This window comes from Veillonella sp. CHU732, assembly GCF_003992085.1.
Taxonomy (GTDB): domain Bacteria; phylum Bacillota; class Negativicutes; order Veillonellales; family Veillonellaceae; genus F0422.
In genome coordinates this window covers 1-19917 of sequence record NZ_RQVC01000005.1, presented here as the reverse complement: position 1 = coordinate 19917, position 19917 = coordinate 1, and the positions used below count along the sequence as shown (strand labels likewise).

The window sequence follows — 19917 nt, the reverse complement described above, 5'->3', positions numbered from 1 at the left end:
TCTATACATGTTGTTCTTATTGTACCACACTAGAAGGTAAAGATAAGATAAATTTATCTAAATAATAAAGGGACTCCTATAAGAGTCCCCTTTTATTATGTTGTTACAATGTATGTGCCCTACCTCATCAACTTCACCAAGTAAGTATCACTACCTCGTCATCTCAATCAATTGTTTCACATAGTCATTGCTAGGATGATTCTTTACTTCTTCGGTAGTCCCGTATTGTTGTATCTTCCCTTCGTGCATGACAAGGATATGTGTGCCAAGCTTAAACGCCTCGTGCATATCATGGGTGATAAACACAATAGTACAATCCGTTTGCTTATGAATTTGTTTCAAATCTTCTTGTAGTTGATACCTTGTAATGGAATCCACTGCTCCAAATGGTTCATCCATGAGCAATATCTTCGGCGAGTTCGCATAGGCTCTGGCGATACCAACCCGTTGTTGTTGACCTCCAGATAATTCTTTAGGATACTTTTCCTTACTATCTAGTGGTAAGCCCACTAATGAAAGCATGCGTTCTACAATAGCATCTACCTCTTCTTTCGGTGCACCCTCTAATCTAGGCACATACCCAATATTCTCTGCTACTGTCATATGGGGGAACAGTCCATCCCCTTGAATGGCATAACCAATCTTTCTGCGCAAAGAGATTATGTCTTGATCAATGACACGAGTTCCAAAAATGGTAATATCTCCCTCGTCTGGCACAATTAATCCATTAATCATTTTTAACAGTGTCGTTTTCCCTGACCCTGATGTTCCTACAATACAAAGAAAGTCACCTTCATTGATTCTTAGATTGTAATCTCTCACGACCCATTTTCCTTGATAGGATTTTCCAATATTTTTATATTCTATAATTTGATTCATTTATTTCACCACCAATCCTTTAGATTGCAAAAATTCCTTTGCCACTTGTTTCGGATCTTCCTTATCAATTTCTACCCTTTTATTCAGCTGTGCCATAGTACTTTCATCTAAGATACCATCCAAACGATGTAATACCTTTTCTAGCTCAGGATGTTTCTGCAACGTTTCCTCACGTACAACCATGCCTGCCATGTAACTTGGGTAAAAGTTTCGATCGTCCTCTAATACTACAACCCGTGGATCAGACAGTTGACCATCTGTAGTAAACACAGTCATCGCATCAATTTTCTTATCAAACAAGGCTTGATATTTTAATCCATTGTCCATATCTACTTCTTTTTTGAAGTGATAGTTATAGGCTTTAGCTAACGCTTTATAACCATCTTCACGTTCAAAAAAATCATATTCTGCACCAAATGTTAGCTGTCCTGCATACTTCGCCAAATCAGTAAATGTGCGGATACCATATTCCTTTGCTAAGTCTGCACGAATACCAATGCTATAAGTATCATTAAATCCAAACATACCTTTCCATAGAAAGTGATACTTATCCTTGTATTCCCCAGTCAACATAGAGAACTTGTCATTTTTGTACTCTTCCTTATGTTTCAGTACGATTTGCCAAGATGTTCCTGTATACTCTGGATACATATCAAAGTCGCCTCGTACCATGCCAGGATGAATATTAGATGTGCCACCACCCACACCATGGGTGTACTTAACCTTCAAGTCAGTATCAGCCTCAATGAGAGTACCTACAATTTCCGCCAAAATGTATCCTTCCGATACAGGTTTTGATGCAATGTGAATGGTATCATTTTTACTATACTGTTGCATTCCCACGATACCCAAGATAATCACTAAGAACGCACCCAGTGCATAGCCTATCTTTTTATTTACTACGGTGTGCACCTTGTGCTGTTCTACTAGTTTACCAATGAAGCCTAGTATGCCATCTATGACCAAGGCTAACACAGCGATCAAAATGCCTCCAATCCAAATCAATATTTCATTATTAGTAGTTATCCCACGGTAAATGGCAACACCTAGACCCCCTGCCCCTACAAAGGAGGCAATCCCTGCTAAGGCAATGGTCATAGTCACCATGTTCATGATAGCTGCAAAGATAACAGGAAACGCTAGCGGTAACTGTATTTTCCATAAAATTTGCCTATCTGTACTACCCATGGCACGGCTAGCCTCAATAATCTTTGGATCAATAGTGGTAATCCCTACATAGGTACTACGTACAATGGGTAACAGTGCATAGATAGTGAGTGCAATAATAGCCGTTGTATTTCCTACGCCAGTGAAAGAAATCAAAAAGCCTAACAATGCAATAGAGGGTATAGTATAAGCAATATTTACCACAGAAATAACAGAATTAGCCAATTTCTGTTTCTGTGCGATAAATACACCTATAGCCAAACCCAAAATCGTGGCAATGATGACTGCTGTAAAAGTAATGCCTATATGCTCTAGCAATAAATGCATATAAAATGGCCAGTTCTTCCCTAACTCTTCTAATAAATTTTGTATCATCAAATCCTCCCTTTCTAGAACTTCTTCATTAATTATCATACTAAATTACCATGAATTTAAGGTATAAAAATGTTGGAGGCTCTTTGCTAAGAGTCCCCCAACATACTGCTTAATCTTTTACAATCTTATCTTTCATTTGTTTCAATGGATGTGTTAAATCTATATTACCATAGGTCGGCAAAGTCACACCTTTTACTTTCACATAGACCTTATGTACGCCATCAAATTCTACAGCCGTATTAACGATAGCTGCGATGCGCAGTGTGGCTGTTAAACCTGTTGCATCCTGCAAAAAGTCATCATTTAATACGACGGTAACTATATCATCATGTTTCGCCGTTTCTACTACTTTTGTGCCTTTTGCAAAGACTGGATACTCTGCCCGACCATCTTGTTCAATCATCAGATTTATGGCATCTTTTACCGTTTTACGTTCTTTGTCGATCGTAAGCGGTTGTGGCATAACACCTTTTCCATCTTGGCGCGGTACATAGACCACGATTTTTGTCATTTTATCTAGCGTCTTCTTATCTTGCGACACAGAAGATTGGCCTGTTGTTTGTTTCCCTAGATCCACTTTCAAATCTTGAGAATTACACCCCGCCAACGCAATGACACATACGCTCATCATAGCCACTAACCCATAGCGTAATGATTGTTTCATGAATTAACCTCCAAAATATAGTTCCAAACCTTTTGCTAATTCATTAGCAAATTCTTGGCGTGTAGACGTTTCTTTCAAATGTCCTTCTTCCTTAGGATTTGAAATAAATCCTAGTTCTACCAAAATTGACGGCATCAAGGAATGACGTAATACATACAGATTTCCTGGTTGAATCCCTCGGTCACCATTGAATCCACTGTGTTCAGCAATCTGACCTTGTACAGCAGATGCTAATTTTTTAGACTGGTCCGATCCATCGAAATAATAGGTAGCAATCCCACCTACATTCGGATTCGAGAAGGAATTGATATGGATACTGATAAACGCATCAGCTCGATTACCATTCGCTACATTGACCCGTGCTTGCAATTCATCCACACCACTCGCATGTGGCCCATACACATCCACATCAGTAGTACGAGTTAAGATAACTTTCGCCCCCTTAGCCTCTAGGATGGATTTTAAATACTCAGCAATAGGCAAAGTCACTTGTTTTTCTTGTAAACCTGTTGGTCCAATGGCACCTGGGTCACTTCCGCCGTGGCCTGGATCCAATACGATAGTTTTACCACCAATGCCCCCTGTGGTACGATAATTTACCACTTCTGGAACCGGCTTTTCTGGCATTGTAGGCAACACAATCGGATGATTGGGTGCCGCTTTAGATTCCGGTTTAGCTGGCGGATTCGACTTCGGTTTAGCTACTGATTTTTCCGCCACTTTTGCAGCAGGTTTTACATCTGCTTTTGGAGGTTCCTTAGCGGGAGCTTTCGCCTCCACTACCTTAGCTGATGCTTTCTCAGCTACTGGAGCTACTGGCTTTTTACCGTAATAATTCTCCCGTGGGGCTACCCCTTTTTTCTGAATATCTACCACCATCCGGTACGGTTTATTGTTTACTGTATCTTTTTTTAGGGTAAATACTTTCAAATCTTCTACATCAATGGCCTTTGGTGTTTCAATTTTCACCACCGCATCTGATCCTGACTGTGAAAGTGTGGCACTCTTTGCAATACCATCATCCATCATAATTGATGTAGGTGCTCCTGCTAGAGTAGCATTTTTCAGCACTAATGTAGTCGATGTACCACTGGCACTAATAGATGCCGTCGCTTGAACAGGACTAGACAGGCTAAAGACCATTCTCACAAAAGGAATTGGCGCATCATTTCTCGTCACCCAATGAAGATCTGTCACATTTGCCGCCTTCGTGGCTCCAAACAGGACTGGTAACACCAATACTAACATACCCAATAGGGCAAATAACTTACGCAAATATCTCACTCCAATCTATGTTGCACTGGATAGTTTTCCTTTAGACAGTACCCTAATTATACCACATTTACCCAGTCCATACATGAAAAATCAGTGAAAATTATTCTTTTTTCCAATATTATCTAACATAGCAATTGTTACATGTATTTGTTAGCCTTCCAAAATCGTTTTCTTCTGTTCTGCATTGGCACTCCCATACTCAAAATACAATCTCCTTTTTCACTATCATACGCTGTATGGAGCAAACTATACACTAGAACAAAAATTGGGAAAAAAATACAAAAGTATCCCCTATTAGAAATAAAAAGAAACATAAGCAAGCGTATTTGGAGCTATCTAAATAGACTACACACCTATACTCACTTATGTTTCTTATATTAATTTGATTTATAATTGATAGACATTTTATCTTAACAAATAGCGGTACTATCCATTATATTTCCTCTACTTGCTAATAGGTAAGCGTAATAGAATATCTGCCATTCTATTCTTAAGCCGTTTGTTTTGCATTGTGGTTCATAATGTAGTACAATACAGCACCCACCACTAAACCACCAAGTCCCCAGAATACTTTTTCCAAGGAAGATTGAGTTATCAACCAAATACTAACTACAACTGCTAATACTGGAATAACTGGGCCCAATGGAACACGGAATGTTCTCGCCATATCTGGGCGTTTACTTCTGAATACTAGTACTGCTAAGCATGTAGGCAAGTATTGAGCAAAACGAGATACTACAGAGATAGCTGCCAATTTTTCAAAACTTCCAGTCCAAGATAATACCACTGCAAACACAACAGTTACGATGATCGCTACATATGGAGCATCTTTTTTATTACGTTTAGACACTACTTTAGGAATCAATCCATCATCTGCCATGGCTACGCCAGAACGTGGTGCCAAGAAAGAAGAAGCTACGTTAATACCACCGATAGAAATCAATGTACCAGCTGTAACAATGGCTTTCGCCAATGGTCCCATGAATACGAATGCCGCATCCGCTACTGGAGTTTTAGACGTCACAAGGGAATCCCCCATAATACCGATACAGATTGCTTGAATCAAGATGTATACGATAGATACTAATGTTAACACAAGAATAATTGCTTTTGGTACATTACGTTCAGGATTTTCCATATCTTCCGCCGCTACCGCAATGGATTCAAATCCTGTGAAAGCGTAGAAAATGATCAATGCTGCCGCACCAAAACTTGCTTGAGTCATATCTGGTACAGATTCCATTGGCGCAAAGTTAACACCTTTCACATAGAAAATACCCACAAGGATGAAGAAAATCAACGGCAACAATTTACCGATAGTTACGATATTGTTGATGATTTTAGAAATCTTAACACCCATGATATTCATGATACCAAGTACAACGATGATCAATGTAGCGATAATATTTTTACCCATTTCTGTACTTGCTGGTTCCCAAACGGCACCAAGAGCGGTAGCAAAGCCTACTGCCATAGCAGACCATGCAATCGTAGCGATGGCCCACTTCATAAAACCAACTTCAAAACCTACAAAGTTACCGAATGCTTCTTTGGCATACACATAAGGACCACCGTTCTTATTGAACATGCCGCCCATTTCTGCAAAGCATAATGCAATAGACATAACCAATAGAGCATCAAATACGATAACCCATAAACTGTTTACCCCTACCAAGGCAGCGGCTTTACCAGGAAGTAAGAAAATCCCGGTTCCAATGATTGCATTGACCCCTAAAAGTATAATACTCAAAAGGCCTAATTTGTTAGTTGACATAGTACTTCTCCTTATACCCTTGTGCTTACTCAACTAATACTAAACAAATGCTATATACTAGCAAGGATAACTAAACTATATAGGCTCATACATCTTAGTTATCCCCGTAAAAGTATAGCATTACTAGATTACCATTACCAATAGCTATTGACCGTTAGATATTCTATCTTCAATCTATATCCCATTAGAACATAGCATGGGCAATAAAGTAACCTACTACACAGCTCGTAAATACCCCGATGATACCAGGAATAATAAAGCTGTGATTAATAACAAATTTACCAATTCGTGTTGTACCAGAGCGGTCAAAACCAATACATGCTAAATCAGATGGGTACGTTGGCAATACAAAGTACGCATAACAGGCAGGAATGAAAGATAATACAATTAATGGATCTACACCTACGCTCAAGCCCATTGGTACTACGATAGCAAGTGCTGCTGCTTGAGAGTTAACCAATTTAGAAATGATAAATAATACAAGTGCATAGGTCCACGGATGCTCTACTACCACACTCGATAGAGTTGTTTTGAATTGTGGAATATAAGCACCGAAATAGGTTTCTGCCATCCAAGCTACACCGTATACAGATACAACGGCAATCATACCAGATTTAAATACAGAACCACTTGTTACATCACTCACTTTTACCTTACATACAAGAAGAATCAAGGATGCCATCACAAGCATTGCAATCTGAATAGTAGGAGTCATGGATAATGGTTTCCATAGACCTTTTGCATTAGGAACTAATGGCAATAATTGGTTCGGGAAACTACCGAACAAGGCGATAACCAAAATACCTAGCAAGAAAATGATAGTTGCCCAGTATGCTGTACGAGGAAGTTCTTTCACAACACTAGCTTCTTTATTTTCTTCATAGATATAAGCACGTTGTTCAGGATCTTGAATGCGAGCTTGGAAGTCAGGGTCATTAGCCAATTCCTTACCACGGCGCATACTCCAAATACCTGCTACGATAACACCCACAAAGGTAGCTGGAATCGTAATGGATAAAATGGTTACCACGCTAGCTGGGAAGTTGACTGCCCCTAACATAGCTACTACGGAAACAACCGCAACAGATGCGGGAGACGCACAAATCCCCATTTGAGATGCCACAGATGCCACCGCCATTGGTCGTTCTGGACGAATCCCTTCTTTGATAGAAATATCATAGATAATTGGGAACATCGTATATACTACGTGACCTGTTCCGCATAACACAGTTAAGAACCATGTTGTGATTGGCGCTAAAATTGTAATTTGTTTTGGATTGCTACGAAGAAATTTCTCTGCGTATACAAGCATAACATCCAAACCTTTGGAGGCTTGTAAGAAACCAGAACATGTTACTACTGCCATAATCGTTAGCATTACATCAATTGGTGGTTTACCTGGTACAAGACCAATTACGAATACGTAAATAGCAAGACCAATACCAGATACAGCGGCTAATCCTAAGCCACCATGTCTGACACCCACAATTAAGCAAGCTAACAATAGAATAAATCCGAATAAAATAATCATAAAATTACTCAATCCTTTCTAATAAAAAAATCACTTGCCGTATACATTATACGGCAAGTGACGCAATAAAAACAGTGATAAACCGCTTCTATAGGATATATTTTACATGAAAGTTAGTTATTAATTACATTCATTTCCACTAATTCTTCACAAACTCGGTTTGCTAAATGACGATTATGGGTAATCAGCACCAATGTCATATTGTGCTTGTCTACTTCTTCTAAGATGACAGACCATAATTGTGCTTGGGTAATCGCATCTAAACTAGCGGTAATCTCGTCTGCTATCAATACTTTCGTCTGTGGTGAAAGAGCACGTAAAATAGAAATCCGTTGTAATTGACCACCAGATAATTCATTGGGCCAACGAGTCAACCACTCTCTTTCAATGCCCATCCTATCCAATAAGGACTCTGGAATATCCCAAGCTTCATCTAAACTCTTTTTTAGTTTCCATCTAGGGTTTAAAGCTTTTTCAGGATGTTGATAAATCAATTGAATCGGATTGTATCCTTGTATCTCTCGAATATCTTGCCCATCTAGGGTGACACTACCACTTCGTTGTAGCATATACCCAGCTAGAATTTTAGCTAATGTACTTTTACCATATCCACTAGGTCCCAGTAATGCAATACGCTTACCTTGTTCAATTTGTAAAGACACATCATTCAGCACGAGTTCATCCTCATGATACCCAAAGGTGAGATTTTTAATGTCTAACATCATATCCCTCCTTTGTTATCAAAAATTGTTCAACTTCTGCTTTAGAATAGTCCCTAAACTCATTCTGTGGTAATGCATTAAATAAGGCCCGTGTATACGGATGTGTTAACAGCTCTGTACTTTGAAAGTTTCTTGCCTCTGTCACATCAATTAATCGGCCATCATAAAACACAGCTACCCGATCTGCCACATGAATGGCCAAATCTAAGTCATGGGTGATGAGCATGCAGCTTTTTCCTTCATTCGCCATATCACGGAACATCTGTAAGGCTTGCACAGCATCTTTCATTTCCATACCGGGAGTTGGTTCGTCCGCTACAATAAACTGAGCATGACTAATCAATGCTGTCGATACTAGCACACGCCGTGCCATACCACCAGATAGTTCAAAAGGATACATACGACTCACGCCTTCATGCAATGCTAACTTAGCAAATACGGCTTCTTGTTCCGCCATAGTTCCTGTTAGTCCAATAACTTGTTTTCCTACTTTCATGGTCGGATCTAGATACGTAATGGACTGTGGCACTAAAGCCAGCTCTGTACCACGATAGAGCTCTTGCTGTTTCGGAGTTAACGCTTCTCCTTTATAGAAAATCTTCCCCTCCACAGTAGAGTTATAAGGCAATAATCCCATAATAGCGTGTGCTAACAAGGTTTTTCCTGACCCACTGGCACCAACTACGGCTAATATTTCTCCTGTGTAGACACTCAGTGAAATATCCTTAATCCCCTGTACATGGCGTTTTGAAAGTTTCCCTTGGTACATTTCAAACGTGACTGCAAGGTTCTCTACCCGCAATAATTCTTCTTTCATGAGAACCTCCTATCGCTGTGAATGTGCAGGGTCGAATAACTCTTTTAAAGCTTCTCCCAATCGATCAAAGAAAAATACCACAACCATTAATGTCATGCCAGGGAAAAAGGCCAACCACCATAATCCTAAAGAGATATGACGAATCGATTCAGACAATATGATACCAATAGCTGGTAAGTCTAATGGTAACCCATAGCCTAAAAAGGTAATGCCGGCTTCATGCAAGATAGCATGAGGAAACAATAACACAAGACCAATGATATATTGTGGTAAAACATGTGGCACAAAATGCTCTTTGGCAATACGGAAATAGGAATGACCATAATTACGCGCTGCCAACACATATGGTTCTTTACGAAGTTGCATGACCTCTGCCCGTATCAATCGTGTTAAGCGAGTCCAATGTGTCGCCACCACGCCGATGACAACACCTTTCATGCCGCCCCCTAAGGACACAGAAATCATGAGGATTAGCAAAATATGAGGCACCCCCATACATAAATCAACGAGCCACAAGATAAAGGCATCTACTTTTCCCCCAAAGGTGGCAGATAAAGTTCCTAACACCAATGCTATACAAGAACTAACAAAAGCAGCCAATAAGCCTACTTGAATACTAATCGATAGACCTTTGATACAACGATATAGCATATCTCTTCCCATATGGTCAGTACCAAATATATATTGCAAGGAAGGCTCTGCATATTTATTACCATAATTGATTGCATAACTTTCTTCTGGCATAAGTGCCCCTGCAATGGTAATCAATACAAGGACAACAGATACAAAAGATGCTAACAGTAACATTTTTTTACGTCTTGTCCAAGAATGAACAGTCGATACTTCTATTACATCGTCATTCATATCTCATGTCCCCCTTTCTTAATTTCTGGATTCACCACTGCATACAATATATTAGCAATTAAATTGCCTACAAATACAAAGATGGCACTAAAAAATGAAATACCTAATAATAAAGGAACATCGCCTCGCAGACCTGCCAATGTCACTGCACTACCTAAACCAGGATAGGAGAATACAACTTCTGTTAAAATGGCACCTCCGAATAGTTCAGCAAAAGATGCAAAATGTAATGTAATCGCTGGAATCATCACATTCCTCAACCCATGTCGTAACACACGTTGCCACAGCGTTTCCCCTCTAGCTTCTGCAAATAACATATAGTTACTGCCTAAGCAATCGATCATCTTTTGTCTCGTATGTAGAGTGATAGCAGATACACCCGTAACCGCTAAAGTTAATGCGGGTAAGACCACATGGTATAATCGCTCTGCCCATGTGACATCTGCCCCGATTTTACCAATGGGAGTGGATAAGGCAAAGGGAAACCATTGTAATTCCACTGCAAAAATAAATAGCACCACAATGCCTAACCAAAAGGTTGGTATAGATACGCACAACAAGGAAAACCCATTGATGATTTTATCAATCCATGTTCCCTCGTATACGCCACTGACGATACCAAAGAAAAACCCTACCAATCCAGCTAGTACCCATGAAAGCATCATTAACAAAAGAGTTTCTTGGAACTTCTCAGCAATGACATTAATAACAGGTTCATTGTAAAGGAAGGAAACTCCCCAATTACCTTGTAACAAGTCTGCTGCCCAAATACAGTATCGTTCTACTGGTGGCTTATCAAATTGCCAGAAAGCAGCCATAGCCGCTTTTTGCTCCTCCGTCACAGATAATCCCGAAAAGTACGCATCAATTGGATCAATCGGAGAAATAACTAAGAGCAAAAAGCTAACTACGCTGACAGCAAATATCAAAAGTACCACACGAATAAGTTGTTGTCTAATAAAAGACCAAATTTGCTGATTCATATGTGATCCTTACTATACTATTTCCATTGCCATTGAGAAAGATTTGCTATAATACCCATGCCTTGTCCACGTTGATTAACGCCTACATTACCTAGGTCTAGACCATCACGAACTAAATATGGAACGGATACATTGGCAATCCATAAATATGGTACATCTTCTTTTATACCTGTTTTTCCATCCCATTGAGCCAACTTAAATTCTTTAATCGCTTCATCCCAGCTGTTAGCTGCCAATGCCGCATCAATATGAGCATCTACTGTTGGATTGCTATACATAGCTGGGTTATTAATTACGTTTTTACCAATTTGGGAACTATGGAAATACATGTAAAGAGACAATGGATTAAAGTCACTAGAAGCCCAAATTGTAGGTACATTACGAGCAATTTTACGAGCATCAGACCATGCCATAGATTCCGCAATCATATTGATGCCCAATTTTTTTGCATCCGCTGCTAGCGCTACTGCTGTATTATAACGTTGTAAATCGTTGGAACGACCGGAAATTTTAAATTCAGCTTTTACGCCATTTTTTTCACGAATTCCATCACCATCTGTGTCTTTCCATCCAGCATCTTCAAGAATTTTTTTCGCTTCTTCTACACGATTATCTGTGATATTTAATTCTGGATTAACCCATGCTAGCTCTTTGGAATACATGTATGTTGGTTCACCAAATCCATTCAATGCATTTTTGATAATTTCTGCACGATTAATACCAATATTTAAAGCTTTACGAATGGCTGGGTCAGACGTAATATTATTACCTACTTTCATACCATTTTCTTCACGTTCTGGTTGTGTTGGAAGATTCAATGTAAAAGAAGCTATAGTTTGCATCGTAAATACTTTCATATTATCTACTTTTGCATTCGCATAGTCAGAGTTCAAGAATAACACATCCACTTGACCAGATTTAGCCGCTGCTACTGCAGCATCTTCAGCAATATTTAAAACTGTCACTTTTTTTAATTTTGGTTTTTCACCATAATAATATTCATTCGGTTCCATAATTAACTGTTGCTCTTTTTGGAATGCCACTACTTTCCATGGACCAGAACCAATTGGTTGTGAACCGTAAGTTTCTTTATTATACGCATGGGCTGGTACAATCCCCAATGTAGAAGTTATTTCAAGAAATAGAGACCAAGGTTTTTTCAATGTAAATTCTACCGTATAGTCATCTTTTGCCACGACTGATTCCATGAAAGTAAGATCTACATAGCCACCTGCCTTTTGTGCTGTTTCATAAGTAAATACAATATCTTTAGCTGTTAGTGGTTGACCATCAGAGAACTTAACATCATCACGAATTTTAAATGTATAATGCAAGCCATCTGGAGATATGGTTACATCTTTCGCTAAATCCATTTCCAGTTCTTTTTTATCATTTCTTGTATATAACGCAGAGTGGAATGGATCCGCAGCCCACATACCCCATCCACTAGTAGGGTCATAACCACCATTAATCATATATTTCCCCATGGAAATAACAATTTCTCCCTTGGCTGCACGATCAGCTCTCGCCTGATCTGTATTGCCACCGCAACCAGCAATCATTAAAAATGCCATAATCGTGGTTACAAGCATAAATAATCTTTTTAACATAACGTACGCCCTTTCAAAAATAAAATATTTATACCCTAAACTTAAAACCTATATCCTCCTTTCGAATAAAACATAATGATTAAACGGATATATAATTAATCATCTTTATAAAAAATCCATAGTGCACCTATCGTATAAAAAAGATACCCTCTTCTTATATAAATTAGGTAACCACTATTGATTACAAACATCATAAAACAACTTTAGATATATTCTAAAAGACTTTATGAATTAAAACTTTCTAATATCTTATCAGTTCTTTCACCTATATGTAATTATCTTTAATCTTACAATACACGATCGTCATTCGTCAAATGACTTTTGGTTATATGTGAGAAATAAATATATTCTCAAACTAAAAGAAACATAAGTAGTATAAAAGACCATCTATAAATATATATACACGCATCCATATACTAACTTATGTTTCTTCTCTACTTAATTGACATATTACTACTTTTTCTTTCCAAAGAAAAAAGATACTACAGCAATGACAATCACTGCACCAATGACTGAAGGAATCAACGCCATTCCAGCTAAGCTTGGTCCCCAAGTGCCAAAAATTGCTTGTCCCACAGAAGAACCTATTAAGCCCGCAATAATTCTAGCAATAATACCCATAGATCCAGCTTTTTTAGTAATTTTACCTGCAATAAATCCAATCAATCCACCAATAATACATGACCAAATCATCGTATCACTCCTTTACATGAAATTTATGCATTTATGTTGAAACCCATAACCTAGCAGTTTCTGTAGATATTTAATATCTTAATTGCATTCTACTGGATTTCATTTGAGAAAGCAAACTTTTTTATTTGTGAGCTATTTTTTAACCTTTTTCTCTTAAACTGCAAATCAAACTTCTTATTCTTCCTTCATTCTTCGTTCTGAAATCTTAGCTGCCTCAGAAATCGTATCGACTGTTAGTAATGTATCCAGCATGGCCCATTTACGCACATTTCTAAATATTTTTCCTGTCTTAACTGTTTTTGATGGTCTAATTCGTTGTACTTCAGTACCACATGCAACCAAGTTCGACATAGTCGTATCTCCTTCTAGTATTCAACTTTAATTCTTTTACTCTCTTACATCACTTTCTTTTGTGCTTTATTTTAGACTAAAGAACGCACAATTACAAGTTACATTATTAGACACACTTAGTGCAGAACAAAAATAGAGATTTACCTTTCTTTGCCAACTCAATTCTTTCTTCTATGGATTTTTTATATTCAATTATTCAATTTTATTATACAATTAAGCAAAATAAAAAGGTGGTTAGATTTTATTCTAATCACCTTTTTTCTGTGTATTATTTATTCTATTTCATCACTATCCATTTACCTAATTTAGTAGAAACACAATTTTCACTCATTTCAATTTAAACAGATTCAACAGACTTTGATTCTAGCTCTGTTTATGGGGTAGTCGAAGGCATTAATGGATTATGCGCTAAATTATTTACGGATTGCCGTGAAAGTTTAGACGGGATATTTTCACCTCTCCCCAGACTGTAGTTCTTGGATGAGTTTTTCTACATCTTTTGAAAGTGTACCACTTTCATAAGTTTTTATCAGCTGCCCTGGAAAATATCGTTCGTAAATCTGTAATTTATCTGCCCATCTCGCATCATATTCTTCATTACCAAGCATACCAAGATGTTCCCAATATCTGATGCTTCCATCTGGCAAGTATATGGTAAAGTCAGGACTTATCCGTTCACCGTCTCCATATAACAAAGGTTCTTCATACTTATAAGTAATACCAGCTGATGCCAATAAATTACAAATAATCACTTCTGATTTACTACGTACACGATTACCGTCTGCAGTGGTATAAATTCGACCTAACTGAAATGTATCCATCCCAAGATACTTAGCAATCTCCTGATGTAAATGTCTCGAATCTTGTGTTCCCTCAATCATATTTGCAAAATAATCTAGCATAGTTTCTTTATATTGTTTTTTGCGTTCAATATCTTCAAGGATCTCTGTCATTATTTCTTCAGAAATTTCTACCTCATTCACTTTTAGAACAAGCCATCGTTCTAACTGTTTTTTTAACCGAAACTTGCCAGACAATAATCCTTCATACACCATATCCGATAATTCCTTAGGATGCATATCATTTTTCTTGCAGATTCTGTTAAATCCTTTCGTATTAGTGCTATCGTATACCTGTTGTAATGTATCACAGTTAATATCATACATTTCTTTTAAGCCTGAAAAGCCTTTTGCCACAATTTCAATTAATCCAGCCCGTATATAATAGGGCAAGCAAAGTTGCTTTTCCTCATCTTCAAAATAATCAAATGTCTTATAGCCTGTCTGTTGATTACTTACTATCTTTTGATATACGTCTCTAAGCTGCTTTTCCTGAGGAAATGACCCATCGATAAAATACTCTTTTTTGAAAGAAATATTTTTGTCCGAGTACAGTAAATACGCATTAGCTCCCTTGCTATCCCGAGACGCTCTACCAATTTCTTGGTAATACTGTTCCACGGATTCTGGAATCATAAAGTGAATGACTACTCGTATATCTGGGATATCAATACCCATGCCAAATGCATTCGTAGCTATCACAACATTAATTTTATTGGACTTAAACTTTTCAATGATTTCCATACGTTCTTTTGCATTCATATCACCATGAAAAGAACCTGCCCGATATCCCCGTTCTTCCGCTTTTTGAGCTAAATCCGTTACACCTCTAGTATTTCTTTTGCGATATAAATACACTAATACTTTCTCAGATTTATGACGCTCCAGTAATTCCCAAAATGCTTCTTCCTTTTGATTTTCATCGCTGAACTTCTTCACATGTAGTTGCACTTCGGTTCGCATCAAGATATCATCTTTTAAGATATGTTCTTTATCAATTTTGAAACTTTCACATACATCTTGTAATTCCTTAGGATTAATCGTTGCTGTCAGAGATAACACTTTACACCACGAACCAGCTCCAAACAATTCATTCATAAACTCAGGAATCCGTTGGTAGAAAGGTCTAAAGCTTAATCCCCATTGACTAACGCAGTGAACCTCATCAACTACCATTAATGTAATAGAATCACGTCTCTTTCGCAAGCAATATTCAAAGTATCCATCTGTGCCAATCTTTTCTGGACTTACAAAGATAAAATCTGGTGTGAATTGGCCATTAGCATAGTCGGTTAACAATTGTACTTGTTGATTCGACTGAACCCCTCCATGCAATGTCAATACCTTGTACCCATGTTCCTTTATTTTTTGTGACTGTTCTTCCATTAAGGCAATCAAAGGTGATACAACAATCGTTGTTCCTCCACAAGCGAGGCCTGCCATCCAGTAGATGACAGATTTTCCACCTCCAGTTGGCATAATACAAAGGGTACTTCCTTTTTCTACAACATTAGAAATAACCTTCTTTTGAAAGTCTTTTAACTGAAATTGCATGTTGGGAAAGCGTTGTTGAAAGTCTTCCTCTACATTATACATAGTAGTATCCTCCTTGTTCGCTTGCACTTTGTAAGACTGCTATATCATCTTTATGAGTATCTGCTACAAACTGTAAGAAAGCATCTACAATTACATATCTGTAGTTTGGATCAATATAGGCATCTAATGTTTCTGCTTTTTCTTTTAACAATTTATAAATTTCAAATGCATAATAGTGAAAAAGCTTGTATGGATAATAATAGTTTTGTTGCGTAGTTACATTCTCTGCATCTATCATTAAAAATTCAGAATCTGTGACACATCCAAATGTTTTTTTACCACTTAAGTACCATAACGCCCATACAGCTGATCGACTTTTATTAGAAAATAACCCTGGATGCACCTTAAATAGCATATGCGTTTTAATACCACCACCGATGACTTTATACGCTGTATACTCACCTGTATCCAAGTCTTCCATGCCTAACGCCTTATAGTCCGTAATACTATCATATGTATTTGGATCATATTGTTCGGCATAAGTTTCCCCAAACAGGCATAGATTATAGACTATATCATTAAGATATTTTGCATCAGCTTTAGAAAAATCACTTCTATATTTATCTAGAGCCTTTGATTCCCGACTATTTAGGGTTTTACGTATAATTGGACATTCATTTTTAAGCACTTTTTGTTTAAATGTCGCTAAATCATCTTCATACTCTTCTAGCAATTCAAGATCAAAAATATTTATATAATCATCTCTATCACATTCAAATTCATCAATAGCAGTCTTCACTTTTTCTTTCAAACTAGGGTTCTCATTTAAAAACTGGTCAAAGTATAGTTCAAAATTCTTATTAATCTCTTTTACAACAGCTTGTATATGCTTTTCCTCGTAGCATACTTTTTCTACATGTTCCCCCTCATAGCAAAGACTCTCGCCGTATTGTTCATGCTTTAAATACATAAGCCCTCCTTGACACACTATACTAACAAACAATTTAATATCTCTTCTCATAGATATATCCCTATTATATATAAATTTTAAAATTTTGTCATACGACGCAATTTTGTAGTCTCCTCATAAAAAAAACATAAGCAAGATTACTTATACTATTACAATCAATAGCACATATAATCAAAACTTATGTTTTTTTACTTTTTCTATTCAATTATTTACTTTTCCAAAGAAAAGGATATCGCTGCAATCTCAATCCCTATGATAGGGGGAATCAAATCCCTCCCATTTTTATACTTCTTTTATATTAGTTTATTTGATTCCACAGCAAAGCACTCTACTTTTTCACACCATTTTTGAATTTTAACATTTTTTCGTCACACTCCTTAATTTTTTCCATTTCATGTATATAGAGATCTTTTATCTTGATATAATCCGAAAAAAAATCTTTTATAAATGTTGAACTCTTTACCATTTCAAGCAAACCTTGTCTTATACTATCTAAAGTTTCACCAAGATCTTCCTTCGCATTTCTAAATGTTTCTTCTGCTTCATGTTGCTTATATAATTTCCATAAGTCAAGTGCTGTTCCTAACAGCGATGTAACAGTAGTTAATGTATTTGCTAATTTAACTGCCCCCCAAGGTTGGAATTTAAGATATTTCCCTAAATCCACCCTCAAATATTTATTTGCCACCGACACAACACCATTTCGCATGTTAAGGATATCATTATTTGTAAAAACAGATCCTTTCAGAAACATATTAAAACCTGTTTTCCCCATGGATAGAATAGTCGAATCAAACTGATTCATGTCCGCAGAAAAATTGACCTGTGCACGTTCAATCTCACCATTGACTATTTGAATTTCTCTTCTAAATTTATTCTCTATTTTGGCATACATAACACAGCCATCTTTACCAATTTCAACGTCGATAAACTCTTGAATTGTTTCAAGACTACTTCCGCGAACTTGCAGCATTAAATCACCAAAATAAGCAATTATAAAATCAGTTAAACTTGATTGTGCATTTTGAATTTTCTTTCCTATTTCACTAAGATCCTTCTCAAAAGATTCACAATTCTCTCGATATTTTTCTAATACTTCACTTAAAGTATCACACTGTTCCATTACATTTTCCATATGTGTTTCTAAAATGTCTCGAATCACACTTTTTTGCATTTCATACACAATAGGGAAATAACCTCCATTATGATTTATTGCTTCAGCCGTAGCCATTTGCAAAGTCTCAATTCTAGATATGCGTTTAAACTCATCCCTATTCTCTAACCAATAGTCTAGCCCCATACCAAATGGGTTCGCCGCCACTCCTACAATCTGAATATCTGCTACTTCCTCTTCAGATAAAGATAATATATTTGTTAATCTACCTAGTACATTAGCTTTTTTTATGATTAGGTTTTCACGATAATCCTCATCATCGCCAATATCCGCAACCTCATCAAATCTGCTTAATACAAAAATAGTTCTTGGCAATAATCCTAATGTTCTAAAAAGCCATAGTAAATCCTCTTGATGGCTTTCCTTAATTGGATTTGCTGAATCCATTACGTACAGTACTAAATGAGCTTCACTAACATACTTCTTAGTAATATCTTTATATTTTTCTACTGAACCAAGATCTATATTATATTTCTCTTTTAAACCAAATAGCCCAGGTGTATCTATTAGCTCTATTTCATCATCTACAACATACACACATACTTCATCTGAAGATTCTTGCTGACTAATTTTCATAGATGATGTATCATATTTTTCCATCCAAGCTGCTGCAATAGTAGTCTTACCCTCAGAAAAACCACCTATTAAAGCAACTTTCAGACGGTTTCCATTCTGAATCATACCAACTACACTCTCTAACTTATTTTGAACCCCTAGACTAAATTCAACGCCTAAATCCAAACCTTCCTTTACAATACTGTTTAATTTATTTAAAAGACTTGTTGCTTTCTTTTGTTGTTCATTAAAATTCTTCAACGTGTTCTGATTACCCATTTTATATGACTCCTTTAATTTCTTTATTTAACTTAGTAAGCTCTTTAATTGCCCATTCGAGGTTTTTATTTATATTTCCCACAGTTTTTACTGGATCCTCTATAATGGAAGTTACCTCATCAAGATTCTTTCTTAAGTCTCGTTTCATTTTCTTTATCTCTTTTTCAATTACCTTATCGATATCATCTGCAACCTCTCTTATATTCTGATCAGCTGCTTTCCGTTGCTGGCTTTGTTTGTAACTTGAGCTGAACCATGACCGAACAGAACTCCATGTATTAACTAAAAAGCCCACAAAACTCGTAATAGCTACGATTGGATTTCCTGTTAATATTGCAACAGCTAGTCCTCCTAATGATGATAAAAACATACCCCATTTCACCCCGTTATCAATATCCATATTTAAATTTAATGAGTCTGTAGAACGAATAGCTAATTGAAGCTCCATAATAGCCTCTATATTCTCTTTATTTGTTTCTAGAATAGCTTTTATATCATTTTGAAATAAAGTTATCTCTTTTTCAAGTCGTACGGTCAGAATATTTTGTAAGTTTACCTGCTCGTTTTCAATAATTTTTTTGAGATAAGATTTTACATCATCATTGTCAATATTTTTATCTATTTTATTATAAATTTTATTTCGTACATTACGTTTAAAATCTGAAATCACATCACTCTTTATTCCATCCAATTTATTTTCAATAACAAGCATACTATTATTTAATTTTGTTGTAGAATCCTTTGCATTTTTCACTAATTTACTTTTCAATACTTCAAACTGCATTTTTTGTACTTGCACAATATTCTCTATAGCAGTTTGATTTGTCATACTAGCTTTATTATAGTTAGATTGAATTAT

General features: G+C 36.8%; 17 protein-coding genes. All 17 read right to left on the bottom strand.

Annotation, left to right across the window (positions count from 1 at the left end; all coding sequences use genetic code 11):
• Positions 1–150: 150 nt before the first annotated feature.
• Entirely contained in the window at positions 151–879 is a 729-nt protein-coding gene (locus EO121_RS03200; RefSeq protein WP_127165977.1) for an ABC transporter ATP-binding protein, read from the bottom strand.
• Positions 880–2421: a glycine betaine ABC transporter substrate-binding protein gene (locus tag EO121_RS03195; RefSeq protein ID WP_127165975.1), complete on the bottom strand. Its 1542-nt coding sequence runs from the start codon at positions 2419–2421 to the stop codon at positions 880–882.
• 109 nt (positions 2422–2530) lie between these two features.
• Positions 2531–3085 (bottom strand): GerMN domain-containing protein, encoded by a 555-nt coding sequence (locus EO121_RS03190; RefSeq protein WP_127160262.1) that lies wholly within the window; start codon positions 3083–3085, stop codon positions 2531–2533.
• 3 nt (positions 3086–3088) lie between these two features.
• Entirely contained in the window at positions 3089–4360 is a 1272-nt protein-coding gene (locus tag EO121_RS03185) for an N-acetylmuramoyl-L-alanine amidase (RefSeq protein ID WP_127165973.1), read from the bottom strand.
• Positions 4361–4850: 490 nt separating this feature from the next.
• Positions 4851–6134 carry an APC family permease gene (locus EO121_RS03180; RefSeq protein ID WP_127165971.1) on the bottom strand — a complete coding sequence of 428 codons (1284 nt, stop codon included), beginning with the start codon at positions 6132–6134 and terminating at the stop codon, positions 4851–4853.
• Positions 6135–6318: 184 nt separating this feature from the next.
• Positions 6319–7665 (bottom strand): anaerobic C4-dicarboxylate transporter, encoded by a 1347-nt coding sequence (locus EO121_RS03175; RefSeq protein WP_127165969.1) that lies wholly within the window; start codon positions 7663–7665, stop codon positions 6319–6321.
• A 113-nt stretch (positions 7666–7778) separates the two neighbouring features.
• Complete coding sequence (locus EO121_RS03170) at positions 7779–8387, bottom strand: ABC transporter ATP-binding protein (protein WP_127165967.1); 609 nt, start codon at positions 8385–8387, stop codon at positions 7779–7781.
• A complete protein-coding gene (locus EO121_RS03165; protein ID WP_127165965.1) occupies positions 8374–9204 on the bottom strand; it encodes an ATP-binding cassette domain-containing protein in 831 nt (276 codons plus the stop codon). The genes EO121_RS03170 and EO121_RS03165 overlap by 14 nt, the downstream gene beginning before the upstream one ends.
• A gap of 9 nt (positions 9205–9213) precedes the next feature.
• The gene (locus EO121_RS03160; protein ID WP_127165963.1) at positions 9214–10068 is read right to left on the bottom strand and encodes an ABC transporter permease; all 855 of its coding nucleotides are present in this window, start codon (positions 10066–10068) and stop codon (positions 9214–9216) included.
• A complete protein-coding gene (locus EO121_RS03155) occupies positions 10065–11051 on the bottom strand; it encodes an ABC transporter permease (RefSeq protein ID WP_127011109.1) in 987 nt (328 codons plus the stop codon). The genes EO121_RS03160 and EO121_RS03155 overlap by 4 nt, the downstream gene beginning before the upstream one ends.
• A 17-nt stretch (positions 11052–11068) precedes the next feature.
• The gene (locus tag EO121_RS03150) at positions 11069–12661 is read right to left on the bottom strand and encodes an ABC transporter substrate-binding protein (RefSeq protein ID WP_164723928.1); all 1593 of its coding nucleotides are present in this window, start codon (positions 12659–12661) and stop codon (positions 11069–11071) included.
• A 453-nt stretch (positions 12662–13114) separates the two neighbouring features.
• A complete protein-coding gene (locus EO121_RS03145) occupies positions 13115–13354 on the bottom strand; it encodes a GlsB/YeaQ/YmgE family stress response membrane protein (protein ID WP_009354058.1) in 240 nt (79 codons plus the stop codon).
• Positions 13355–13528: 174 nt separating this feature from the next.
• Positions 13529–13705: a hypothetical protein gene (locus tag EO121_RS08625; RefSeq protein WP_164725845.1), complete on the bottom strand. Its 177-nt coding sequence runs from the start codon at positions 13703–13705 to the stop codon at positions 13529–13531.
• Positions 13706–14157: 452 nt separating this feature from the next.
• Entirely contained in the window at positions 14158–16140 is a 1983-nt protein-coding gene (locus EO121_RS03140; RefSeq protein WP_127165961.1) for a RecQ family ATP-dependent DNA helicase, read from the bottom strand.
• On the bottom strand, positions 16133–17050 hold the full coding sequence (locus EO121_RS03135; protein ID WP_127165959.1) for a hypothetical protein: 918 nt from the start codon (positions 17048–17050) through the stop codon (positions 16133–16135). Before EO121_RS03135 ends, EO121_RS03140 begins: the two co-directional genes overlap by 8 nt.
• Before the next feature lie 328 nt (positions 17051–17378).
• The gene (locus EO121_RS03130; RefSeq protein WP_127165957.1) at positions 17379–19058 is read right to left on the bottom strand and encodes a LeoA/HP0731 family dynamin-like GTPase; all 1680 of its coding nucleotides are present in this window, start codon (positions 19056–19058) and stop codon (positions 17379–17381) included.
• Position 19059: 1 nt separating this feature from the next.
• Positions 19060–19917, bottom strand: an 858-nt coding sequence (locus EO121_RS03125) for a hypothetical protein (protein WP_206168541.1), incomplete at its 5' end; no start/stop codon positions are given.

Bases quoted from the DNA above. Each gene is read 5' to 3' on its own strand.
- EO121_RS03155 (WP_127011109.1), bottom strand. From the start codon at position 11,051: ATGAATCAGCAAATTTGGTCTTTTATTAGACAACAACTTATTCGTGTG.
- EO121_RS03130 (WP_127165957.1), bottom strand. From the start codon at position 19,058: ATGGGTAATCAGAACACGTTGAAGAATTTTAATGAACAACAAAAGAAA.
- EO121_RS03145 (WP_009354058.1), bottom strand. From the start codon at position 13,354: ATGATTTGGTCATGTATTATTGGTGGATTGATTGGATTTATTGCAGGT.
- EO121_RS03195 (WP_127165975.1), bottom strand. From the start codon at position 2,421: ATGATACAAAATTTATTAGAAGAGTTAGGGAAGAACTGGCCATTTTAT.
- EO121_RS03165 (WP_127165965.1), bottom strand. From the start codon at position 9,204: ATGAAAGAAGAATTATTGCGGGTAGAGAACCTTGCAGTCACGTTTGAA.
- EO121_RS03160 (WP_127165963.1), bottom strand. From the start codon at position 10,068: ATGAATGACGATGTAATAGAAGTATCGACTGTTCATTCTTGGACAAGA.
- EO121_RS03150 (WP_164723928.1), bottom strand. From the start codon at position 12,661: ATGTTAAAAAGATTATTTATGCTTGTAACCACGATTATGGCATTTTTA.
- EO121_RS03135 (WP_127165959.1), bottom strand. From the start codon at position 17,050: ATGTATTTAAAGCATGAACAATACGGCGAGAGTCTTTGCTATGAGGGG.
- EO121_RS03190 (WP_127160262.1), bottom strand. From the start codon at position 3,085: ATGAAACAATCATTACGCTATGGGTTAGTGGCTATGATGAGCGTATGT.
- EO121_RS08625 (WP_164725845.1), bottom strand. From the start codon at position 13,705: ATGTCGAACTTGGTTGCATGTGGTACTGAAGTACAACGAATTAGACCA.
- EO121_RS03170 (WP_127165967.1), bottom strand. From the start codon at position 8,387: ATGTTAGACATTAAAAATCTCACCTTTGGGTATCATGAGGATGAACTC.
- EO121_RS03175 (WP_127165969.1), bottom strand. From the start codon at position 7,665: ATGATTATTTTATTCGGATTTATTCTATTGTTAGCTTGCTTAATTGTG.
- EO121_RS03140 (WP_127165961.1), bottom strand. From the start codon at position 16,140: ATGTATAATGTAGAGGAAGACTTTCAACAACGCTTTCCCAACATGCAA.
- EO121_RS03200 (WP_127165977.1), bottom strand. From the start codon at position 879: ATGAATCAAATTATAGAATATAAAAATATTGGAAAATCCTATCAAGGA.
- EO121_RS03180 (WP_127165971.1), bottom strand. From the start codon at position 6,134: ATGTCAACTAACAAATTAGGCCTTTTGAGTATTATACTTTTAGGGGTC.